Below are 18,466 nucleotides of genomic sequence, written 5' to 3'. Positions count from 1 at the left end.
GAAGCGTAGTCGCTGAACGCGTCTTCAGTCCCCGTCATGCAGGGTCATGCAGGGTCATGCAGGTCCCATACCCACACACCGGCCACCCACTTCCCGGGGCGCCCGACCAGCTTGTCGACCGCCGCGCGTAACTGCTCGTCGTACGGCTGCGGACGCAGGACCAGCGCCCCCGCGTGCCAGTACGCGAAGTCCTTACGGGCCTGCGCCTGCCAGTTCTCGCCGATCACCGGGACCCTGCCGGTGTAGCGGACGTCCCGCAGCAGGTTGGAGGTGTGGCGGGGGACCGCGCCGTAGATGCCGACGCGGTCCTCGCCGAACGGGCCGTTGAAGTAGCCGCCGGGCATCCGGAAGCCGAAGCCGGCCGTGGTTTGCCAGCGCAGCGCCTCCGCGTTGCCCGGGTCCGGCAGCGGCACGGGCACCAGGGTCTCGCCGGCTCCGGGGTCGACGTACGACCTCCAGGTGCCGTCCGCGAAGAACGCCGGGACCTCGGCGCGCTCCACGGACTTCAGAGGGGCCGGGACGATCGGCAGCAGGGCGAGCGTCACGGCCATGAAGCCGACGTAGCGCGTCCCGAGACCCGGCACGTCCGCCAGGCGTTCGCAGGCGAGTGCCAGCAGCATGCCCAGCACGGGGGCGCAGATCATCGCCACCCGGCCCTCGATGACCGACTCGAACAGCGGCTTCTCGGCGAACAGCGCCCACGGGCCGGGCAGCACGAGGTCCGTCTGCGGGAGGCGGAACTCCGGGCCGAGGGAGAGCAGAGCGGCGGCGAACGCGGTTGCGGCGAGGGCCTTCACCAGGGGGCGCTCCCACAGGCGTACGACGATGCCGAGGGCCAGGAGGACCAGGGGCCAGCCGTAGAAGGCGTTCTGCTCGGTGATGTTGAGGGAGAGCGCGTCCGAACGCTCGCGGTCGCCCGCCAGGGAGCGCTCGGCGAAGGAGAGGAGCGCGAGCGGGCTGTTGCCGGAGTTGTCGCCGTGCGCGATGTTCCCGTAGCTCTGCGGGCCGAAGAACTGCCAGGAGAGCGGGAAGGCGACGAGGGGGAGGGCGACGAGGGCCGCGACGCCGAGGCCCTTCAGGAGGGGGCGCCAGGAGTCGCGGGCCACGTCCCGGCGTATGAGCCCGTACGCGGCGGCGAACAGCAGCATGCCCATCGCGGCGAGGAGGAGGGGCTCCTCGCCGAGGAAGATCTGGTAGGCCGCCATCAGCCCGAGGATCACGCCGTCCCGTCGGGTCCGCGCACCCGTGCACAGGCGCAGCGCCCGGTCGGTGATCAGGGGGATCATGAACAGGACGACGAAGTTCGGGTGCGCGTTGGCGTGGCTGACCATCGGCGGCGCGAAGGCGGCGAGGGTCGCTCCGGCGAAGGCCGCGCCCCGGTGCCGTACGACTCTCCTCACGAGCAGCCAGTACCAGGCGGCGGCCGTGGCGGCGAGACCCAGGGTCATCACCAGGGCCAGGGAGATCGCCGGGCCCAGGACGAGCGTGACGGGGGCGAAGGGGACGGACAGGCCCAGCATGACCGTGTTGGCCATCAGGTTCACGCCGTCGGGGAAGCCCTGGAAGGTGGTGAACAGGGGGTTGCGGAGGTGGACGAGGTTGTCGGCCGTGACGGCGAAGAACCACTCCCACTGGTTCTGGTCCTGGAGGGAGTCTGGGAGGTAGCGGCCGTTCGGATCGCGCCAGCGGCCGATGTAGAGGGCCACGGACATCAGGAGGAAGACGGTGACCGCGAGGGCGTCGGCGGGGCGGACGGAACGGGCCCGCAGGACGGCGAGTTCACCGAGGACGCGGAGGTAGTCCCACGGGCGGATCTTCGAGCCGGGCTGGTGGGACCAGCGGACGGGGACCTCGACGACGGGCCAGCCGCTGCGGCGGAAGTACCGCAGGATCTCCACGTCGATCCCGAACCCGTCGAGGCGGGAGGCGGCGAACGCCTCGCGGGCGCGGTCGCCGTCGAACAGTTTGAAGCCGCACTGGGTGTCGCGGATGCCGGGCACCGCGATCCCGCGTATCAGCAGGTTCCCGGCCCGCCCCAGTGTCTCGCGCAGCCGGTGCTGATGGCGCTCGATGTTCGCGCCGGGCGCCTCGCGCGAGCCGATCGCGGCCGTGTGACCGTCGGAGAGCGCCTTGTCGAGCCGCTCCAACTCGTCGATGGGCGCGGAGAGATCGGCGTCCGTGAGCAGGACCCGGCGGCCGTGCGAGGCGAGGACGCCGAGCCGCAGCGCGTGCCCCTTGCCCCGGTTGCGGGGCCCGCCGGAGACCAGCTGGACCCGTGCGTCGCGGGCCGTGACGGCGGCCACGACCTCGGCCGTACCGTCCGTCGACCCGTCGTCGACGACGATGATCTCCCAGCGGGCGGCGGCCTCGGTGGCCGCGAGGTGGGCGATGATCGCGTCGAGTGTGGGGGCGAGGCGGTCCTCCTCGTTGTACGCGGGGACGACGACGGAGAGGTCGACGCTCACCTGGCCGCCGGCCGCCCTGGGGGTGGTGCTCATCCGTCCGCCAGGCGTTCCACAAGGCTCAGGGACTGCTCGTCGTAACCGGCGATGATCTCCTGGGCGGTCTGCGCGTCACGACGGCTGAGGGCGTCGACGAGATCGGTGTGGTCGGCCCACAGCCGGCCCTTGAGATCAGCCGCCCGGTCGCCCGCCCGGTTGCCCGTCCACTCGCCTGCCCGGTCGCTTGCCCGGTCGCCTGTCCCGTTGCCTGCCCGGTCGTCCGCCTGACGCAGGAGCTGGACCGCGCACCCCCAGGACTGCACGCGCAGCCGGTGCAGGAAGTCGGTGAGATACGGGTTGCCGAACAGGGCGCTCAGCTCGCGCCAGAACCGCAGGTCGTAGCCGACGAGGATGTCCAGGTCCCCGGCGAGCGCGGCCCGCCGCGCCTCCTCGCCGCGCCGCCGGACCCCGGCGAGCGCGGCGGCCGTACGCGGGTCGACCTTGCGGTCGCCCAGGCGCCGGAACATGCCGTCGGTGACCAGGATGCGGGCCTCGACCATGTTCCGGTAGTCGTCCACGGAGTACTCGTGGACCTCGAAACCCCGGTGCTGCACGGCGTCCAGCAGCCCCTGCGCGGACAGATCCACCAGCGCCTCGCGCACGGGCGTCGCCGACACGCCGTACTGCTCGGCGATCTCCTTGACCGTGAACTCCTGCCCCGGCTTGAGTCTGCCGGCCAGCACCTCGTCACGGAGCGCGTCCGCGAGCTGCTGCCGCAGGGTGCTTCGAGTCACGGCGCCATTGCCGCCGCCGGTGCCGGGCATTGTGGTCCGCTTCCCCCATCCGCGTACGCGTACGCATACCTGTGCGTGCTCTCTGAGTTCTCTTACGAGCACGTCACCTTACGCGTTCGGGTTCCGGGGAGGAGTTTTCGCCCTGTCCGCTCGGCACCGCGGCGAACACCGCCCAGAATTACGGCCTTACACCGTGTACTCGTCCGCCACGGACAGGGCCGTGTCCAGGGCAGCGAGGCCCTCCTTGGCCTCGGCGTCCGTGATGTTGCACGGGGGGACGACGTGGGTGCGGTTCATGTTGATGAAGGGCCACAGGCCGTTCGCCTTGGCGGCGGCGCCGAAGGCGAGCATGGGGGCGTTGGCCTCGCCGACGGGGTTGTAGGGGACGAGGGGCTCGCGGGTCTCCTTGTTCTTCACCAGCTCCAGAGCCCAGAACATGCCGACGCCGCGCACCTCGCCCACGCAGGGGTGGCGCTCGGCGAGTTCGCGGAGGGCGGGCTCGATGACGTTCGCGCCGAGGGAGGCCGCGTTGGTGACGACGCCCTCCTCCGCCATGACCTCGATGGTCGCGACGGCGGCGGCGCAGGCCAGTGGATGGCCGGAGTAGGTGAGACCGCCGGGGTAGGGGCGCCTGGCGAAGGTCTCGGCGATGGCGGGGGAGAGGGCGACACCGCCGAGCGGGACGTAACCGGAGTTGACGCCCTTCGCGAAGGTCATCAGGTCGGGTACGACGTCGAAGAGGTCGGCGGCGAACCAGGTGCCCGTCCGCCCGAAGCCCGCCATGACCTCGTCCAGGACGAAGACGATCCCGTACTTGTCGCAGAGCTCCCGGACCCCGGCCAGATAGCCGGGCGGCGGGACCATGATCCCGGCCGTGCCCGGGATCGTCTCCAGGATGATCGCGGCGATGGTCGACGGCCCCTCGAAGGTGATCGTCGTCTCCAGGTGTTCCAGGGCGCGCGCGCACTCCTGCTCCTCCGTCTCCGCGTGGAAACGGGACCGGTAGAGGAAGGGCGCCCAGAAGTGCACGACCCCGGCCGTGCCCGAGTCGGAGGCCCAGCGGCGCGGGTCGCCGGTGAGGTTCACGGCCTGCTGGGTGCCGCCGTGGTACGAGCGGTACGCGGCCAGCACCTTGGGGCGGCCGGTGTGCAGCCGGGCCATGCGGACGGCGTGCTCGACCGCGTCGGCGCCGGCGTTGGTGAAGAAGATCTTGTCCAGGTCGCCCGGGGTCCGCTCGGCGATCAGCCGGGCCGCCTCCGAGCGGGCCTCGATCGCGAACGCCGGGGCGAACGTCGTCATCGTCGCGGCCTGCCGCTGGATCGCCTCGACGACCTTCGGGTGCTGGTAGCCGATGTTCGTGTAGACGAGGCCGCTCGTGAAGTCGAGGTAGCGGTTGCCGTCGTAGTCCCAGAAGTACGAGCCCTCCGCGCCGGCGACGGCGAGCGGGTCGATGAGTTCCTGCGCGGACCAGGAGTGGAACACGTGCGCACGGTCCGCGGCCTTCACCGCGGCGCCGGCCTGGGGATTTGGCTGAGGGGTCATGGGGGTGAGGGTAGGGGGCGGCTGCCTCCGGCGGACACCGGCGACCTGTCGGGGGCGGGGCGCGGGAGCACGACAGTGTGTCGGGGCTGGTCGCGCGGTTCCCCGCGCCCCTGAAAGAACCAGCTCCCACCGGACGTTCATTGACAACAGGCTGTCGAAATGGCAGCATGCTGTCATAGGGCATCTCGGGGCACCCTCAGGAGGAGTCATGAGCGACCGCAAACCCGTCCATCTTGCCGTCTACGACACCTACGCCGACTGGGAGACCGGGCACACGACCGCCTGGCTGGCCCGGGGCGGGTACGAGATCCGTACGGTCGGGCCCGGCCGGGAGGCCGTGCGGACCATCGCGGGGGTGCGTATCCAGCCGGACGAGGTCCTTGACGAGCTGCGCCCGGAGGAGAGCTCGCTGCTCGTCCTCACCGGCGCGGATCTGTGGGACACGGGTGACGAGCTGGCGCCCTTCGCCCGGAAGGCACGGGAGTTCCTGGCGGCCGGCGGGCCCGTCGCCGCGATCTGCGGGGCGACCGCCGGGCTCGCCCGGGAAGGGCTGCTCGACGACCGCGCCCACACCAGCGCGGCTCCCTTCTACCTCGCCGCCACCGGCTACCGGGGCGGCGAGCGGTACGTGGACGCGGACGCCGTGACCGACGGCTCCGGACTCCTCGTCACCGCCGGCCCCACCGAACCCGTCGCCCTCGCCCGCGAGGTCTTCCGCCTCCTCGGCGTCTACGAGGGCGAGGTCCTCGACGCCTGGTACCGCCTCTTCCACGACTCCGACGCGGAGGCGTACGCCGTCCTGGAAGCGGCCGGGCGGTGAGCCGCGAAGAGCAGGACCTCCTCAGCCGTGCCGCTCTCGGTGTCTTCCGGCTCAACGGCCAGTTCCTGTCCGTGGCCGAGGAGTTGGCGCGTCCGGCGGGGCTGACGGCCGCCTGGTGGCAGGTGCTGGGCGCGGTGCTGCCCGAGCCGCTGCCCGTGGCTGGGGTCGCCCGTGCCATGGGCATCACCCGGCAGAGCGTCCAGCGGGTCGCCGACCTGCTCGTCGAGCGGGGCCTCGCCGAGTACGTACCGAACCCGGCCCACCGCCGGGCCAAACTCCTCACCCCCACCCCCGCCGGCCGCGCCGCGATCGAGGAGATCGACCCCGGGCACGCGGCCCTGGCCGCCCGCCTCACGGAGGCTTTGGGCGAGGAGGGGTTCGCGGAGACCGTACGGGTGCTGGAGCGGCTGTCGGGTGCCCTGGACCACCTGGCGGCGGCACGGGAGGCCGATCCGGCGCCGGGGCGTGCCACGGAATCGGAACCGGTGGCTGTTACGGAACCGTAGACACCGGTTCGGCCGTCGCCCCGTGAGGCCGCACTACGATCGGTCCGTCGCGCGCGTACGCGACGTACCCGTACGTACGCGCACACATGGGCAGGGGACGGCACGGGGGAGACGGGGGACGGCCATGGAGAAGCTCGGGCCTGGGGATCCGCAGAGGATCGGGGCGTACCGGCTGCTCGCGCGGCTGGGGGCCGGCGGGATGGGGAACGTGTACCTGGCCCGGTCCGACCGGGGCCGTACCGTCGCCGTGAAGCTCGTCCGGAAGGAGCTGGCGGAGCAGGAGGAGTTCCGGGCCCGCTTCCGGCAGGAGGTGCGGGCCGCGCGGCAGGTGGGCGGGTACTGGACCGCGCCGGTGCTGGACGCGGACACCGAGGCGGGCATCCCGTGGGTCGCCACCGGGTATGTCGCCGGGCCGACGCTGCAGGCCGTGGTCGGGCGGGATCACGGGGCGCTGCCCGAGCGGTCCGTACGGATCCTCGCGGCGGGGCTCGCCCACGCGCTGGAGGACATCCACGCGGCCGGGCTCATCCACCGGGACCTCAAGCCGTCCAACGTGCTGGTGACCATCGACGGGCCGCGCGTCATCGACTTCGGGATCGCACGGGCGCTGGAGACCGTCGCGGTCGGCGGGCTCACGCGCACCGGCGCGCTCGTCGGGTCGCCGGGCTTCATGGCGCCCGAGCAGGTACGCGGCGACCGCATCACCCCCGCCTGCGACGTCTTCTGCCTGGGCTCCGTCCTCGCCTACGCCGCCACCGGCAACCTCCCCTTCGGCGCCGCCAACTCCGGCGTCCACGCCCTGATGTTCCGCATCGCCGAGGAGGAACCGGACCTGGAGGACCTGCCGGAAGGCCTCCACGATCTCGTCCGCGACTGCCTGAGAAAGGACCCCGCCGCCCGCCCGACCCTCGCGCAGATCCTGCGGCGCATGGGTGCCGAGGACACGGTCTTCGCGGGCCGGTCCCGCGATCCCTGGCTGCCGAGCGCCCTGGTGGCCCAACTGGGGCGACACGCGGTGCGCTTGCTGGACGCCGAGGATCCGGAGGAACGGGAGGAGGGGGAGGGGGCGGCCGCAGGGGGTCCGGCGGCGGCGGCTGCGGCTGCGGGAGGCGCGGGGGCGGGAGGTGACGGTCGTTCAGACGTGCCCGACCCCGCCGGGCAGGCGCCCGCAGCGGCCTCCTCGTCTTCGGCTGGGCCGGGCGCCACGCCACAGCCCGGCCCCGAGGCTCGGCCCGAGGCCCCGCCGACGCCCCCTTCCGCAGCCCCGCCCGCTCCCGCAGGCCCGCCCTCGGCCCCGCCCGTGTACCCGCTCGGCGCCCCCGGCTCTCCGTACGGCCCGGCGGCCCCTCCGGGTGCCCCCGGCGCCCCGGCCGGGCACCCGGCCGTCGCGTCCGAGTGCGCCGTACCGCCTCCGCCGGGTGCGCCAGGTGCGCCGGGTGCCGCCCCGTTGGACCGGATGCCGACGCAGATCGCGGGGGCGGGCTCGCAGCCGCCTCTGCCGAGCGTCCCGCCCGGGCCGGCGCCCTCCGGGTACGGCTTCCCTCAGCAGTACACCCAGCAGCCCGCCGCCGGGTACGGATATCCGCAGAGCGCACCGCAGGCGCCGCACGGCTCGTACGGCTCGTACGGCTCCTCGTACGGGCAGGGTCCGTACGCCGGTCAGGCACCCGGCGGCGCCCCTGGGCCGGGCCTCGGGGCGACCCCGCCCTACGGGCCGAACCCCCTCTACGGGCCCGGAGCCGGGGCGGCCCCCGGTGGGCAGCCCGAACCCGCGCGCGGGAACCGTCGCTCCTCGGTGCTGCTCGTCATCGTCGCCCTGGTGGTCGCGCTGGGCGCCGGCGGCTCGGTGTACACGCTGATGAAGAAGGGGGACGACGGGGGGAAGGAGAACGACGCCAAGGGCGGGCCGACGACGAGCGCGCCGGAGACGCCGGGGCCCGAGACCATCGAGCCGTCGGACCCGGAGACCTCCCCGGACCCGACCACCGAGTCGCCCGACGCGGGCACGGTCCCGGAGGAGTTCCTCGGCACCTGGAACGCCACCCTCGACGGCTCCGACGGCGCGGACACCCGCCAACTCGTCATCGTTCAGGGCGAGGTGGGTGACACCGTGCTCTCCCTCACGGCGGACGGCCCGCTCGAAGGCGGCGGCACGTACCACTGCGTGTTCGAGGCGGCGCTCGCGGAGGAACCGGCCGACGGCGGCCCCCTGGAGATCGGCCCCTCCACCGTCACCACCGGCGAACCGGCCGCCTCCTGCTCCCCGGGCGCCGCGACCACCGTCACCCTCCTGCCCGACGGGCAGCTGCGGCGCGTCGACGCGACGGGGAAGTCGGTGACGTACTCCAAAGCCGGCTGAGCGAGGGGCGAATTTCCGCTGAACTTCCGGCGCCGTACCCGGAATGTCCATGCCGCGTCCGCTCCCCGAGCCGTACCTTGTCTCCGCTTGACTGCGGAGCGTAAGGCTCGGGGGAGTGGCTCGTATGCAGGAGTGGCTGAGCGCGGAGAACGTGGTGGCCGTGGCGACCGCCGTGGCCGGTGTCGTGGCGTCGGCGGTCATGGTCTGGTACGAGCGCCGGGTGCCGAGGCGGAAGCGGATCGGCTACCGCGTGCAGATGGACAACCCGATAGGCCACGACGTGCGTTCGGGGCGGGCCAACGTCCGCCTCGGGCTCTTCGACGAGGCCCCGGACATGTCCGACGCCACCCTGGTCCTGCTGCGCGTCGAGAACGACGGCTCCCAGAGCATCGCCGACAACGACTACACGGGACGTGAACTGCACGGCCTCACCGCCGTGTTCACCGGTCGCGTCATCCGGGGCGTCTCGGTCACCCAGCCACCCGGCACCGACCACCTGATGGACCACTTCACCCCGGCCGCCGGCTTCGGCTACCGCGACGGCGTCCTCCGTATCCCCCGCGTCCCCCTCAACCGCGGCGACCACTTCAAGCTGCTCGTGCTCCTCGCCGGCGGCGACGTCGACAGCCCGATACGGCTCATCGGCGGCATCCGCGACGGCGAGGTGCACCCCAACCGCAGTGCGACGCCCGACGAGAAGCCGCCGCTGTTCAGCCGCGCGGCGCGGCTGATCACCGTGATGCTGACGCTGTGCGTGATCGCCCTGGCGGCGATCGTCGTGGTCCGGGACGACACCCCGCCGCCCATCGAGTGCGCCACGGGCGAGCTGACGCTGACCGGCTCGACCGCGTTCGCGCCGGTGCTGCGGGGGCTCGCGGAGGAGTACGAGAAGGACTGCGCGGGCGCCGAGATCCGGGTGGACGCGCGGGGCAGTTCGGCGGGCGTGGGTGAACTCGCCACACTGGGCGCCGAGTCGAAGAAGGGCTCCCCGGCCGTCATCGCCTTCTCGGACGGGCCGAGCACGAGCGCCGATCCCGAACTGGTCGGCCACCGGGTGGCGTTGTCCGTCTTCACGCTCGTCGTGAACGACGGCATCCGCCCGCGCGGCGGAACCCTGTCCATCGACGACGTACGCCGTGTCTACCGGGGCGAGATCACCCGCTGGAGACAGCTCGACCCCTCCCTTCCCGACATCCCCGTCGTCCTCGTCAGCCGGGACGCCGACTCGGGCACCCGGCAGGTCTTCCAGCGCACGGTGCTGGACGGCTGGGAGCAGGTCGCCAGCACCTCGCTCGACTGCCGCCGGGACGACCTCTCGACCGCGTCCGTCACCCGTTGCGAGCTCGACTCCAGCGAGCAGGTCCTCGCCAAGGTCGCCGAACTCCCCGGCGCCGTCGGCTACAGCGAACTCAACCTCACCACCCGCCGCTCCGGCCTGCGCCGCCTCGCGCTCGACGGCCACACGGCCTCCGTGGAGGCCCTGGAGAAGGGCGACGACACCTACCCGTACTACGGCGCCGAGTACGCCTACACCTACCGCCGCCCACCCGCCAACTCCCTCGCCGACAGCTTCCTCGCCCATATCCGCCGAGGCAGCGCCCAGAGCGTCATCCGCAACCACGGGCACGTGCCGTGCGAGACGGCGACGGGGGCGAGGCTGTGCGACCAGCGGGCTCGGGACGACGAGGGGGGCTGAGCCGGGGGGCGGCGGAGAACGCCGACGGGCGGCGGAGAACGCCGACGGGCGGCGTACGCCGACGAGGTGTCGGGGTACGCCGCCCTGGAGTGGGAGCCGTCGGCCTCTACTTCGGGTCGCGATGGAACACCGACTTGGACCAGAAGTAGCCGAGCACGGCCAGGCCCAGGCACCAGGCGAGGGCGAGCCATCCGTTGTGGCCGATCTCGGTGCCGAGCAGCAGCCCGCGCAGGGTCTCGATGGCGGGGGTGAAGGGCTGGTACTCGGCGATCGGCTGGAACCAGCCCGGCATCGCGTCGACCGGGACGAAGGTGCTGGAGATGAGCGGGAGGAAGATCAGCGGCAGCGCGTTGTTGCTGGCGGCCTCGGCGTTCGGGCTGACCAGGCCCATGCCGACCGCGATCCAGGTGAGCGCCATGGCGAACACCACGAGCAGCCCGAACGCCGCCAGCCATTCCAGGACCGTGGCATCGGTGGAGCGGAACCCGATGGCCACGCCGACGGCGCCCACGAGAACCACGCTGGCGACCGATTGCAGCACACTGCCGATGACGTGCCCGATGAGCACCGAACCGCGGTGGATCGGCATCGTGCGGAAGCGGGCGATGACGCCCTCGGCCATGTCCATGGAGACGGACACCGCGGTCCCGACCGTGGTGCCGCCGATGGTCATCAGCAGGATGCCCGGGACCAGATACGCGATGTACTCGGAGCGGCCCGCCCCGCCGCCGCCCATGCCGGCGCTCATCACGTCACCGAAGATGTAGACGAAGAGCAACAGCAGCATGACCGGCGTGAGGAGCAGGTTCAGGGTGAGAGAGGGGTAGCGCCGCACGTGCAGGAGGTTGCGGCGCAGCATGGTGGACGAGTCGCGCACGGCGAGGGAGAGGGAACTCATCGGGTGGCCTCCTTGGCCTGGTCGGGGACGTTGGCGCCGCCGGTCAGGGCGAAGAAGACGTCGTCGAGGTCGGGGGTGTGCACGGTCAGTTCGTCCGCCTCGACGCCGGCCGAGTCCAGCCAGTCGAGGATCGAGCGCAGTTCGCGCTGGCTGCCGTCGCTGGGGATCTGCAGCGCCAGCGCCTCGTCGTCCCGGGCGGCCTCACCCAGCGCGGTGGCGGCCGACCGGTACGCCGCCGGGTCGGAGAACCGGAGCCGGACGTGTCCGCCGGGGATGAGCCGCTTCAGCTCGTCGGCGGTGCCCTCGGCGGCGATCCTGCCGTCGTTGAGCACGGCGATACGGTCGGCGAGCTCGTCGGCCTCCTCCAGGTACTGCGTGGTGAGGAAGACCGTCACCCCGTCGGAGACCAGCTCGCGGATGATGCCCCACATGTTGTGCCGGGAGCGGGGGTCGAGGCCGGTGGTGGGTTCGTCGAGGAAGATGATCCGGGGGTCGCCGACCAGGGTCATGGCGATGTCGAGGCGGCGTTTCATGCCGCCGGAGTAGGTGGAGGCGGGCTTCTTGGCGGCCTCGGTGAGGTCGAAGCGTTCCAGGAGTTCGGCGGTGACCCGTCGCCCCTCGCGTTTGGACAGGTGGTGCAGGTCCGCCATCAGGAGCATGTTCTCCTCGCCGGTGATCAGCCCGTCCACGGCGGAGAACTGCCCCGTGACGCCGATCGCGGCACGCACGGACTGCGGGGCGGTGGCGAGGTCGTGGCCCGCGACCTGGGCCTGCCCGCTGTCGGCGGAGACGAGGGTGGAGAGGATCTTGACGGCGGTGGTCTTGCCGGCGCCGTTCGGGCCGAGCAGCGCGAACACGGACCCGGCCGGGATGCGCAGATCGATGCCGTCCAGGACGACCTTGTCGCCGTACGACTTGCGCAGACCGACGGTGGAGACGGCGATCGGGGAGGGGTGATCGCTGCCGAGCTGTATTGATGTGGGCATGACAGAAGAAGGCATGGGGCCCTCCCGTTCGGGGGCGGAAGTGGTTGGGGTGGGGCGGAAGAGATGAGGCTGGTACGGGGGTGAGGGTGTTCGGGCTCCGGCGGCCGGGGAGTGTGGGCGCTCAGGCCTTGGCGCGGAGGACGTCGATGTTGCCCCAGTGGGTCCGTGCGCGGACCTTGACGGTGTCCTCGGTCCGCTCCGGGGCCTCGGACGCGGTGAGCCTGTTGCGTACCTGCCCGCGTTGGGAGCTGACGTCGAGCCAGGCGGCGGTGCCCTCGCGGACGCCGACCTCGATGGAGCCGTTGGAGGTCTCCAACTCGACGTTGCCGCAGGCGACTTCGGCGACGCGAAGGGAGCCGTGGGTCGAGGTGCCGGTGACCGACGCCTCGGCGCGCGCGATGTCGATGCCGCCGTTGGCGCCGCTCACCCGCAGGTCGCCGGTCACGGTGCCGACGGTCGTGGTGCCGTGCGAGTTCTTCAGCACGGCCGGGCCGTCGACGAGGCCGACGCGCAGGTTGCCGCTGCTGGTGGTGATCTCGGCCGTGCCCTCGACCCGGTCGACGGTGACCGAGCCGTGCGACGCGTTCACCTCCAGCGGCCCGGTGGTGTCGAGGCGGACATCGCCGACCGAGGCCTTCACGCGGACCTCGCCGAGCCGGCCCTCGCCGAAGACCTGAGTCCAGGAGCCGGTCACGTCGATGCGCGAACCCGTGGGCAGGTCGACCGTCACGCCGACGGTGCCGGAGGGGCCGATCAGGCGGCGCTCCTTCGTCCTGACGGTCAGAACGCCGCTCGCGTAGGTGACCTCGGTCTGCTCGGCGGCCCGCACGTCCTTGTCCCGCTTCGGGTCGCCGGGCCGCACCTCGACGACCGTGTCGAGGCGGTCGCTCGCGGTGAACTGGATGGAACCGGCGCCCACGTGCGCCGTGACCGAGATCGGTTCGGGGGTGTCGAAAGAAGGCATGGCTGTCCCGTCCTCTTGAGTCCGTGGGGCGTCCCCGCTGGTGGGACGTGGTGTGTGGGTGAAGTGGTGCGGGCGGCGGCGCGGCTAGCGCACCCAGCCCGTGAAGCTCTGTCCGACGGTCTGGGTCTTCTCCGTCGTACGCGGCCGGGCACCGCCGTCGACCGCGGCCGACACGGTGCGCACCAGCCACGCGTTGACCGACAGGCCCTCGCGGGCCGCGGCCTCCTCGGCACGGGCCTTGAGGTGGGCCGGCAGACGCAGGTTGACACGGGCGGTGCCGCCCTCGTCGGCGTCGGCCGGGGCCGGGGTGTTGAGCGGTTCGACGGGCGCGGCCGGTTGCGCGGGGGCGTCGCCGTAGCTGGGCGGCGGTGTCACCACGAAGTCGGGGTCGAGCCCGCGCAGCCGTACGTCGACCGAGCCGGGGGCGAGTTCGCGGGTGATCTCGTCCATCGCGGCGGAGAGCACGTTGAGCATGGTCAGCCGGGTCGCCGACTCCAGCGGAGCGGTGAGCCTCTCGGCCAGCTCGCGGGCTTCGTCGCCACCGGCTTCGGCAGCCACCGCGAGTTCGCGACGGAGGGTGTCGACATACGGGGTGAGGTCCATGGCGCCATCATGGCGCCAATCTGCCGCCATGCGCAAGCCGCAGGGCGGCATCTTCGGGGTTGGTGTCCGACTTGGTGGCTCTGACCTGCGTAAATGTGCTGGCGTCTGTCTGGGTGGCGGTGGCGCCATGCGTGCTCGTGCGCGTCCAGGGGTGCGAATCGAGGCCGCATGGCGCCACGCGGCGCCAGATGGCGCCAAGTGGCACCACTGGCCGGGGGCGGGTCGGTCGTACGGCGGCTGCGGGTAGTGGGGGCTGGTCGCGCAGTTCCCCGCGCCCCTGAAAAGCGGGGGCTGCGCCCCGTGCTTTTCGGCCCGCAGGGCCGTTGTCTTCAGGCCCGCAGGGGCCTGGTCTTTTAGGGGCGCGGGGAACTGCGCGACCAGCCCCCACCCACCCGCACCCGAAAACCCCACCCCTCGGGGTCGAAGGGGCAGCGCCCCTGGGACGGGACGGGTAGGGGCGGCGGGGGCGAGGAGGGCCCAGGTCACCTCACCGCGCCTCCGGCGGCCGCTGCCGAGGCATGTTCGGCCGAGCCCCCGGCAGCATCGACAACCGCCCACCCGCTCCCCCCTCGGGCCGCGACACGGACCCCCCGGTCTGCACACCGAGCGGCGCGGAACCCGACCGGAACTCGAGCATCCAGTCAGTCGTCTCCGCCCGCACCAGATCCGTGATGTCCTCGGCGAACCGCCGCAGCACCCCCAGACACCGCTCCGCCGCCTCCCCGGCCGTCCCCTCCGCCGGCCCCAGAACCTCCCGCGCACTCTCGGACGCCCAGTCGAACCGCAGCACCTGCAGCCGCCGCTGCACCGCCTGCGCCGTGGCGACATCCCTCATCCACCCGGACGTGACCCCGAAGAACCGGTCCACCGCGACACATGCCGCACACGCCAGGAGCGCCAGATATCCCCAGGGGGCCACTCCACCCACCGCCCCCGTGAGATCGAGCAACGGCAGCGCCGCCCCGGCCAGCGCCCCCACCGCCGCCCCCGTCCGCAGCAGCCGCGCCGCCAGCCGTTTCCACACCCGGTCCGCGAGATACCACGCGGCGGTCTCCAACGCCGCCCGCTCGACCCACTGGTACAGCTCCTCCAGCCGCTCGGCCGGCGCCCCCCAGTCCCCCTGCGGAAAGGGCCGCCCGGCCAGGTCCCCCACCCACGGGCCGGCCGTCGACGCCCACGGCTCCGCCCACAGCCCGGACCCCTCACCCCGCCCGTCCTGGGGTCCCCCCTCGGGCTGAATCTCCGGCTGGCTCACCCGGCACTCCCTACTGACGACGCTGCTGACGACAGTGCGAGACACGCGTGGGTACGGCGTTGACGCACCCTGACGCGGCCGGACCCTTCCTACCTCCCAATGGGTGGCGAAGAACCCGTTTTCACCGCTTTTCCCCCTGGAAGATGCCCTTGACCAGGTATACGAATCCCCGGCCGCCTCACTCGAAAGAGTGGCGAAGCACAGGCCGTGCCGACCACGTAGGCTCGTGGCGACCGCAAGAACGGCCACGGTGGCGTCCGCAGGAACGTCCACGGTGCGCCGCAAGAACTCGTGCGAGGGAGCTGAACGTGATCCCCGGTGGTGGCCAGCCCAACATGCAGCAGCTGCTCCAGCAGGCCCAGAAGATGCAGCAGGACCTGGCGAAAGCGCAGGAGGAGCTCGCGCGCACGGAGGTCGACGGTCAGGCGGGCGGCGGCCTGGTGAAGGCCACCGTCAACGGCTCCGGCGAACTGCGCGCGCTGAAGATCGACCCCAAGGCGGTGGACCCGGAGGACACCGAGACCCTCGCCGACCTGATCCTCGCGGCCGTCCAGGCGGCCAACGAGAACGCCCAGGCCCTCCAGCAGCAGAAGCTGGGCCCCCTGGCCCAGGGCCTCGGCGGCGGTGGCATGGGCATTCCCGGCCTGCCCTTCTGAACCTCTCCGCGACCCCCCTCTGAGCCCATACGTACCCCGCACCGCCTTCCTCGGACCGGCGGCGGCCGACTACGGTACGTACTGAAAGACACCAGGAAGGACGGCAGTCCGTGTACGAAGGCGTGGTCCAGGACCTCATCGACGAGCTGGGGCGACTGCCCGGCGTCGGTCCCAAGAGCGCGCAGCGGATCGCCTTCCACATCCTGCAGGCGGAGCCGACGGACGTACGGCGTCTCGCGCACGCCCTCCTCGAAGTGAAGGCGAAGGTCCGCTTCTGCGCGACCTGCGGGAACGTCGCGCAGGAGGAGCTGTGCAACATCTGCCGCGACACCCGCCGCGATGCCTCGGTCATCTGCGTCGTGGAGGAGCCGAAGGACGTCGTGGCGATCGAGCGGACCCGTGAGTTCCGCGGCCGTTACCACGTCCTCGGCGGCGCGATCAGCCCGATCGAGGGCGTCGGCCCCGACGACCTGCGCATACGGGAGCTGCTGGCCCGCCTGGCCGACGGGACGGTCACCGAACTGATCCTGGCCACGGACCCGAATCTCGAAGGCGAGGCCACGGCCACGTACCTCGCCCGCATGATCAAACCCATGGGCCTCAAGGTCACCCGCCTGGCCAGCGGCCTCCCGGTGGGCGGCGACCTGGAATACGCGGACGAGGTGACCCTCGGCCGCGCCTTCGAGGGGAGACGACTCCTAGATGTCTGACGCCACGCTGCACGCGACCGGCCAGAACCCGGACGACTTCGCGGTCCAGATCGCGGACCAGATCGAGAGCTTCCTGGTGGCCGTCACGGAGGTGGCCAAGGGCGACGAGCCGGACTCGGCCGTTCCCTTCCTCCTCCTGGAGGTCTCCCAGCTGCTCCTGGCCGGCGGTCGCCTCGGCGCGCACGAGGACATCGTGCCGGACGAGCGCTACGAGCCCGACCCGGGCCCCGAGTCGGACGTCGACGAGCTGCGCGAACGCCTGGCCCGGATGCTCGACCCGGTCGACGTCTACTCCGAGGTCTTCGACCCGTACGAGCCCCGCAAGGCCCCGGTCCCGGCCCGTATCTCCGACGACCTCGCCGATGTCATCGCCGACCTCCGCCACGGCATGGCCCACTACCGCGCGGGCCGCACCACCGAGGCGCTGTGGTGGTGGCAGTTCTCCTACTTCTCCAACTGGGGCTCCACGGCCTCGGCGACCCTCCGCGCCCTCCAGTCCGTGGTCGCGCACGTCCGCCTCAACCAGCCCCTCGCCGAGCTCGACGGCCTCGACACCGACCAGGAACTGATGGGCGACGAGACGCTGGAGTTCGAGGCGGGCCAGGTGATGGCGGAGGAGATCGCCGGCCCGCTGGGCCTGCGGAAGGTGAAGTAGGCCCAGGCTCACCCAGGGCGGGATGGTGCCACGGGCAACTGAACGGAGCGGAGCGGCCGAAGGGCTGGACGAAGGGCTGCCGAAAGGGTCCTGGAAGGGGGAGTACCGGCGGTAGCGTAGACACCGTCGCCGTACGTGCCCCCGCACCCCCTCTCGCGCCCCCGACAGGAACCGGACCCAGTGACGTGACCGTTCTCCTGCTGCTCCTCACCGCCGTGGCCCTGACCGCCGCAGTGCTGGGCCCCCGCGCCCTGCTGAGGGCCAGGTGGCCCGAGCGGGAACCCGTGGTCGCGCTGTGGGCCTGGCAGTGCCTGGTGGCGGCGGCCCTGTTGAGCTGCCTCGCGGCGCTGGTGCTGGGCGCTGCGGCGGTGTTCGAGACGGTCCGTACGCACGCCTTCGCCCCCGCACCCCCGGCCGTGACCGCCGCGTACGACCTGACGGCCGCGCCGCCCTGGACGGCCGTACTGACGCTGGCCCTGGCCTGCGGGGCGGCCTGGAGCGGTGCGATGCTCGCCCGTGAGCTGGTCGAGGCCCGGCGCCGCCGACACCTCCGCCGGGCGCACCTGCGGGAGCGCGCCCCCGATCTCCCGGCGGGCCTGCCGCAGGCACAGGGCCCGCTGCTGGTGCTGGAGGACGAGTACCCGGACGCGTGGCTGATGCCGGGCGCGCCACCCCAACTGGTCGTGACGACCGGCGCGTTGGGCAAACTCACCGACCGTCAACTGGACGCCGTGCTCGCCCACGAACTCGGCCACGCCCGCGCCCGCCACGACTGGCTGCTCCACCTCTCCACCGCCCTCGCCACGGGCTTCCCGCGCATCCCCCTCTTCGCCCACTTCGCCGACCAGACCCACCGCCTGGTCGAACTGGCCGCCGACGACACGGCATCGCGCCGCTGCGGCCACCTGACCACGGCTCTCGCCCTCATCGAACTCAACCAGCACCGGGGCGTGTTGAGCTGCGCCAACACCCGCCGCCTGCTGGGCGACCGGGTGGAGCGCCTCCTCGAACCCCCGCCCCGCCTGGACCGCACCCGCCGCGCGGCGACCACGACCGCCGCCGCGCTCCTCGCCCTCCTCCCGCTGCTGATCGCGTTCGCGCCGGCACTGGGGACGCTCTAGCTTCGCGCCCCCCTCGACACGGCGGTCACCGCTGTCAGCAGCAACTCCGGGTCCACATAAGTTGTTTCCGGGGTCGGTTCCGAGTACCAGCGCAGCGGATAGGTGTTGCCGTCGAGGGCCGGGATGCCGACGTACGTCACGGTCCGCATGTTCTTCGAGTTCAACCCGAACCGCTGCACGCCCGGCAGCCACGCGTGTCGGTGCACCGTCCCCGGTCTCAGCAGGAAGTACATCCACCGGAACCCGGCCTGTTCGAGAATGACCGGCCCGGCGTCCCCGTCCGTCAGCTCGATCAGCTCGTTCGCGACCAACTCCCCGCGCCCGCCCTCGATCCGTACGGCGTCGAAGTGCACGCCGATCACCCGGAGCCGGTGGCCCGAGGCCGGGACCCACGGCGGCCGGTGAATTGCGTTCGTCATGGTCACAGGGTGGCGAGCGGATGGCTACGCTGGGTAGTGAC

Annotated in this window: 17 protein-coding genes; 8 read left to right on the top strand and 9 right to left on the bottom strand. The window is 72.3% G+C overall.

The genetic code is table 11. From position 1 onward, the window contains the following. Nucleotides 1–44: 44 nt before the first annotated feature. From ACWD26_RS13240 to ACWD26_RS13230, 3 genes are all read right to left on the bottom strand, one after another. Nucleotides 45–2,498 (bottom strand): dolichyl-phosphate beta-glucosyltransferase, encoded by a 2,454-nt coding sequence (locus tag ACWD26_RS13240; protein ID WP_451269303.1) that lies wholly within the window; start codon nt 2,496–2,498, stop codon nt 45–47. Next, entirely contained in the window at nt 2,495–3,265 is a 771-nt protein-coding gene (locus ACWD26_RS13235; protein WP_451269301.1) for a GntR family transcriptional regulator, read from the bottom strand. Before ACWD26_RS13235 ends, ACWD26_RS13240 begins: the two co-directional genes overlap by 4 nt. A 156-nt stretch (nt 3,266–3,421) precedes the next feature. Continuing rightward, nucleotides 3,422–4,777: an aminotransferase class III-fold pyridoxal phosphate-dependent enzyme gene (locus tag ACWD26_RS13230; RefSeq protein WP_451269299.1), complete on the bottom strand. Its 1,356-nt coding sequence runs from the start codon at nt 4,775–4,777 to the stop codon at nt 3,422–3,424. Between the two features lie 208 nt (nt 4,778–4,985). Here ACWD26_RS13230 and ACWD26_RS13225 point away from each other — a divergent pair, with 208 nt between their 5' ends. The 4 genes from ACWD26_RS13225 to ACWD26_RS13210 all read left to right on the top strand — a co-directional run bounded on the left by ACWD26_RS13225 (nt 4,986) and on the right by ACWD26_RS13210 (nt 10,158). Beyond that, the gene (locus ACWD26_RS13225; RefSeq protein ID WP_451269297.1) at nt 4,986–5,597 is read left to right on the top strand and encodes a DJ-1/PfpI family protein; all 612 of its coding nucleotides are present in this window, start codon (nt 4,986–4,988) and stop codon (nt 5,595–5,597) included. Further along, nucleotides 5,594–6,103 carry a MarR family winged helix-turn-helix transcriptional regulator gene (locus tag ACWD26_RS13220; protein ID WP_451269295.1) on the top strand — a complete coding sequence of 170 codons (510 nt, stop codon included), beginning with the start codon at nt 5,594–5,596 and terminating at the stop codon, nt 6,101–6,103. Before ACWD26_RS13225 ends, ACWD26_RS13220 begins: the two co-directional genes overlap by 4 nt. Before the next feature lie 124 nt (nt 6,104–6,227). Next, nucleotides 6,228–8,462 carry a serine/threonine-protein kinase gene (locus ACWD26_RS13215; protein ID WP_451269293.1) on the top strand — a complete coding sequence of 745 codons (2,235 nt, stop codon included), beginning with the start codon at nt 6,228–6,230 and terminating at the stop codon, nt 8,460–8,462. Between the two features lie 124 nt (nt 8,463–8,586). Further along, nucleotides 8,587–10,158: a PstS family phosphate ABC transporter substrate-binding protein gene (locus tag ACWD26_RS13210; protein WP_451269639.1), complete on the top strand. Its 1,572-nt coding sequence runs from the start codon at nt 8,587–8,589 to the stop codon at nt 10,156–10,158. A gap of 106 nt (nt 10,159–10,264) precedes the next feature. Here the strand turns inward: ACWD26_RS13210 and ACWD26_RS13205 are convergent, their stop codons facing one another. From ACWD26_RS13205 to ACWD26_RS13185, 5 genes are all read right to left on the bottom strand, one after another. Beyond that, on the bottom strand, nt 10,265–11,056 hold the full coding sequence (locus tag ACWD26_RS13205) for an ABC transporter permease (protein WP_451269291.1): 792 nt from the start codon (nt 11,054–11,056) through the stop codon (nt 10,265–10,267). After that, the gene (locus ACWD26_RS13200) at nt 11,053–12,057 is read right to left on the bottom strand and encodes an ATP-binding cassette domain-containing protein (RefSeq protein WP_451269289.1); all 1,005 of its coding nucleotides are present in this window, start codon (nt 12,055–12,057) and stop codon (nt 11,053–11,055) included. Before ACWD26_RS13200 ends, ACWD26_RS13205 begins: the two co-directional genes overlap by 4 nt. Nucleotides 12,058–12,163: 106 nt before the next feature. Then, a complete protein-coding gene (locus ACWD26_RS13195) occupies nt 12,164–13,006 on the bottom strand; it encodes a DUF4097 family beta strand repeat-containing protein (RefSeq protein ID WP_451269287.1) in 843 nt (280 codons plus the stop codon). An 84-nt stretch (nt 13,007–13,090) separates the two neighbouring features. Further along, the gene (locus ACWD26_RS13190; protein ID WP_451269285.1) at nt 13,091–13,609 is read right to left on the bottom strand and encodes a toxin-antitoxin system HicB family antitoxin; all 519 of its coding nucleotides are present in this window, start codon (nt 13,607–13,609) and stop codon (nt 13,091–13,093) included. A gap of 487 nt (nt 13,610–14,096) precedes the next feature. Continuing rightward, on the bottom strand, nt 14,097–14,864 hold the full coding sequence (locus ACWD26_RS13185; RefSeq protein WP_451269283.1) for an SLATT domain-containing protein: 768 nt from the start codon (nt 14,862–14,864) through the stop codon (nt 14,097–14,099). A 308-nt stretch (nt 14,865–15,172) separates the two neighbouring features. Here ACWD26_RS13185 and ACWD26_RS13180 point away from each other — a divergent pair, with 308 nt between their 5' ends. The 4 genes from ACWD26_RS13180 (at nt 15,173) to ACWD26_RS13165 (ending at nt 18,006) form a co-directional block, all read left to right on the top strand. Beyond that, nucleotides 15,173–15,520 (top strand): YbaB/EbfC family nucleoid-associated protein, encoded by a 348-nt coding sequence (locus tag ACWD26_RS13180; protein WP_451269281.1) that lies wholly within the window; start codon nt 15,173–15,175, stop codon nt 15,518–15,520. Nucleotides 15,521–15,630: 110 nt separating this feature from the next. After that, nucleotides 15,631–16,230, top strand: a complete 600-nt coding sequence (gene recR / locus ACWD26_RS13175) for a recombination mediator RecR (RefSeq protein ID WP_451269279.1) — start codon at nt 15,631–15,633, stop codon at nt 16,228–16,230. Further along, on the top strand, nt 16,223–16,885 hold the full coding sequence (locus ACWD26_RS13170) for a DUF5063 domain-containing protein (RefSeq protein ID WP_451269277.1): 663 nt from the start codon (nt 16,223–16,225) through the stop codon (nt 16,883–16,885). The genes recR and ACWD26_RS13170 overlap by 8 nt, the downstream gene beginning before the upstream one ends. A 185-nt stretch (nt 16,886–17,070) precedes the next feature. Beyond that, complete coding sequence (locus tag ACWD26_RS13165; RefSeq protein ID WP_451269275.1) at nt 17,071–18,006, top strand: M56 family metallopeptidase; 936 nt, start codon at nt 17,071–17,073, stop codon at nt 18,004–18,006. Here the strand turns inward: ACWD26_RS13165 and ACWD26_RS13160 are convergent. Continuing rightward, nucleotides 18,003–18,431 (bottom strand): hypothetical protein, encoded by a 429-nt coding sequence (locus ACWD26_RS13160; RefSeq protein ID WP_451269273.1) that lies wholly within the window; start codon nt 18,429–18,431, stop codon nt 18,003–18,005. The two genes, ACWD26_RS13165 and ACWD26_RS13160, sit on opposite strands and share 4 nt — an antisense overlap. Nucleotides 18,432–18,466: the final 35 nt, after the last annotated feature.

It is taken from the genome of Streptomyces sp. NPDC002787, assembly GCF_053592095.1.
The sequence above is the reverse complement of the archived record's forward strand: the minus strand, read 5'-3'. Positions and strand labels throughout refer to the sequence as shown.

Coding starts and splice junctions, on each gene's coding strand:
- ACWD26_RS13240 (WP_451269303.1), bottom strand. CDS start 2,498: ATGAGCACCACCCCCAGGGCGGCCGGCGGCCAGGTGAGCGTCGACCTC.
- ACWD26_RS13235 (WP_451269301.1), bottom strand. CDS start 3,265: ATGCCCGGCACCGGCGGCGGCAATGGCGCCGTGACTCGAAGCACCCTG.
- ACWD26_RS13230 (WP_451269299.1), bottom strand. CDS start 4,777: ATGACCCCTCAGCCAAATCCCCAGGCCGGCGCCGCGGTGAAGGCCGCG.
- ACWD26_RS13225 (WP_451269297.1), top strand. CDS start 4,986: ATGAGCGACCGCAAACCCGTCCATCTTGCCGTCTACGACACCTACGCC.
- ACWD26_RS13215 (WP_451269293.1), top strand. CDS start 6,228: ATGGAGAAGCTCGGGCCTGGGGATCCGCAGAGGATCGGGGCGTACCGG.
- ACWD26_RS13210 (WP_451269639.1), top strand. CDS start 8,587: ATGCAGGAGTGGCTGAGCGCGGAGAACGTGGTGGCCGTGGCGACCGCC.
- ACWD26_RS13205 (WP_451269291.1), bottom strand. CDS start 11,056: ATGAGTTCCCTCTCCCTCGCCGTGCGCGACTCGTCCACCATGCTGCGC.
- ACWD26_RS13200 (WP_451269289.1), bottom strand. CDS start 12,057: ATGCCTTCTTCTGTCATGCCCACATCAATACAGCTCGGCAGCGATCAC.
- ACWD26_RS13195 (WP_451269287.1), bottom strand. CDS start 13,006: ATGCCTTCTTTCGACACCCCCGAACCGATCTCGGTCACGGCGCACGTG.
- ACWD26_RS13190 (WP_451269285.1), bottom strand. CDS start 13,609: ATGGACCTCACCCCGTATGTCGACACCCTCCGTCGCGAACTCGCGGTG.
- ACWD26_RS13170 (WP_451269277.1), top strand. CDS start 16,223: ATGTCTGACGCCACGCTGCACGCGACCGGCCAGAACCCGGACGACTTC.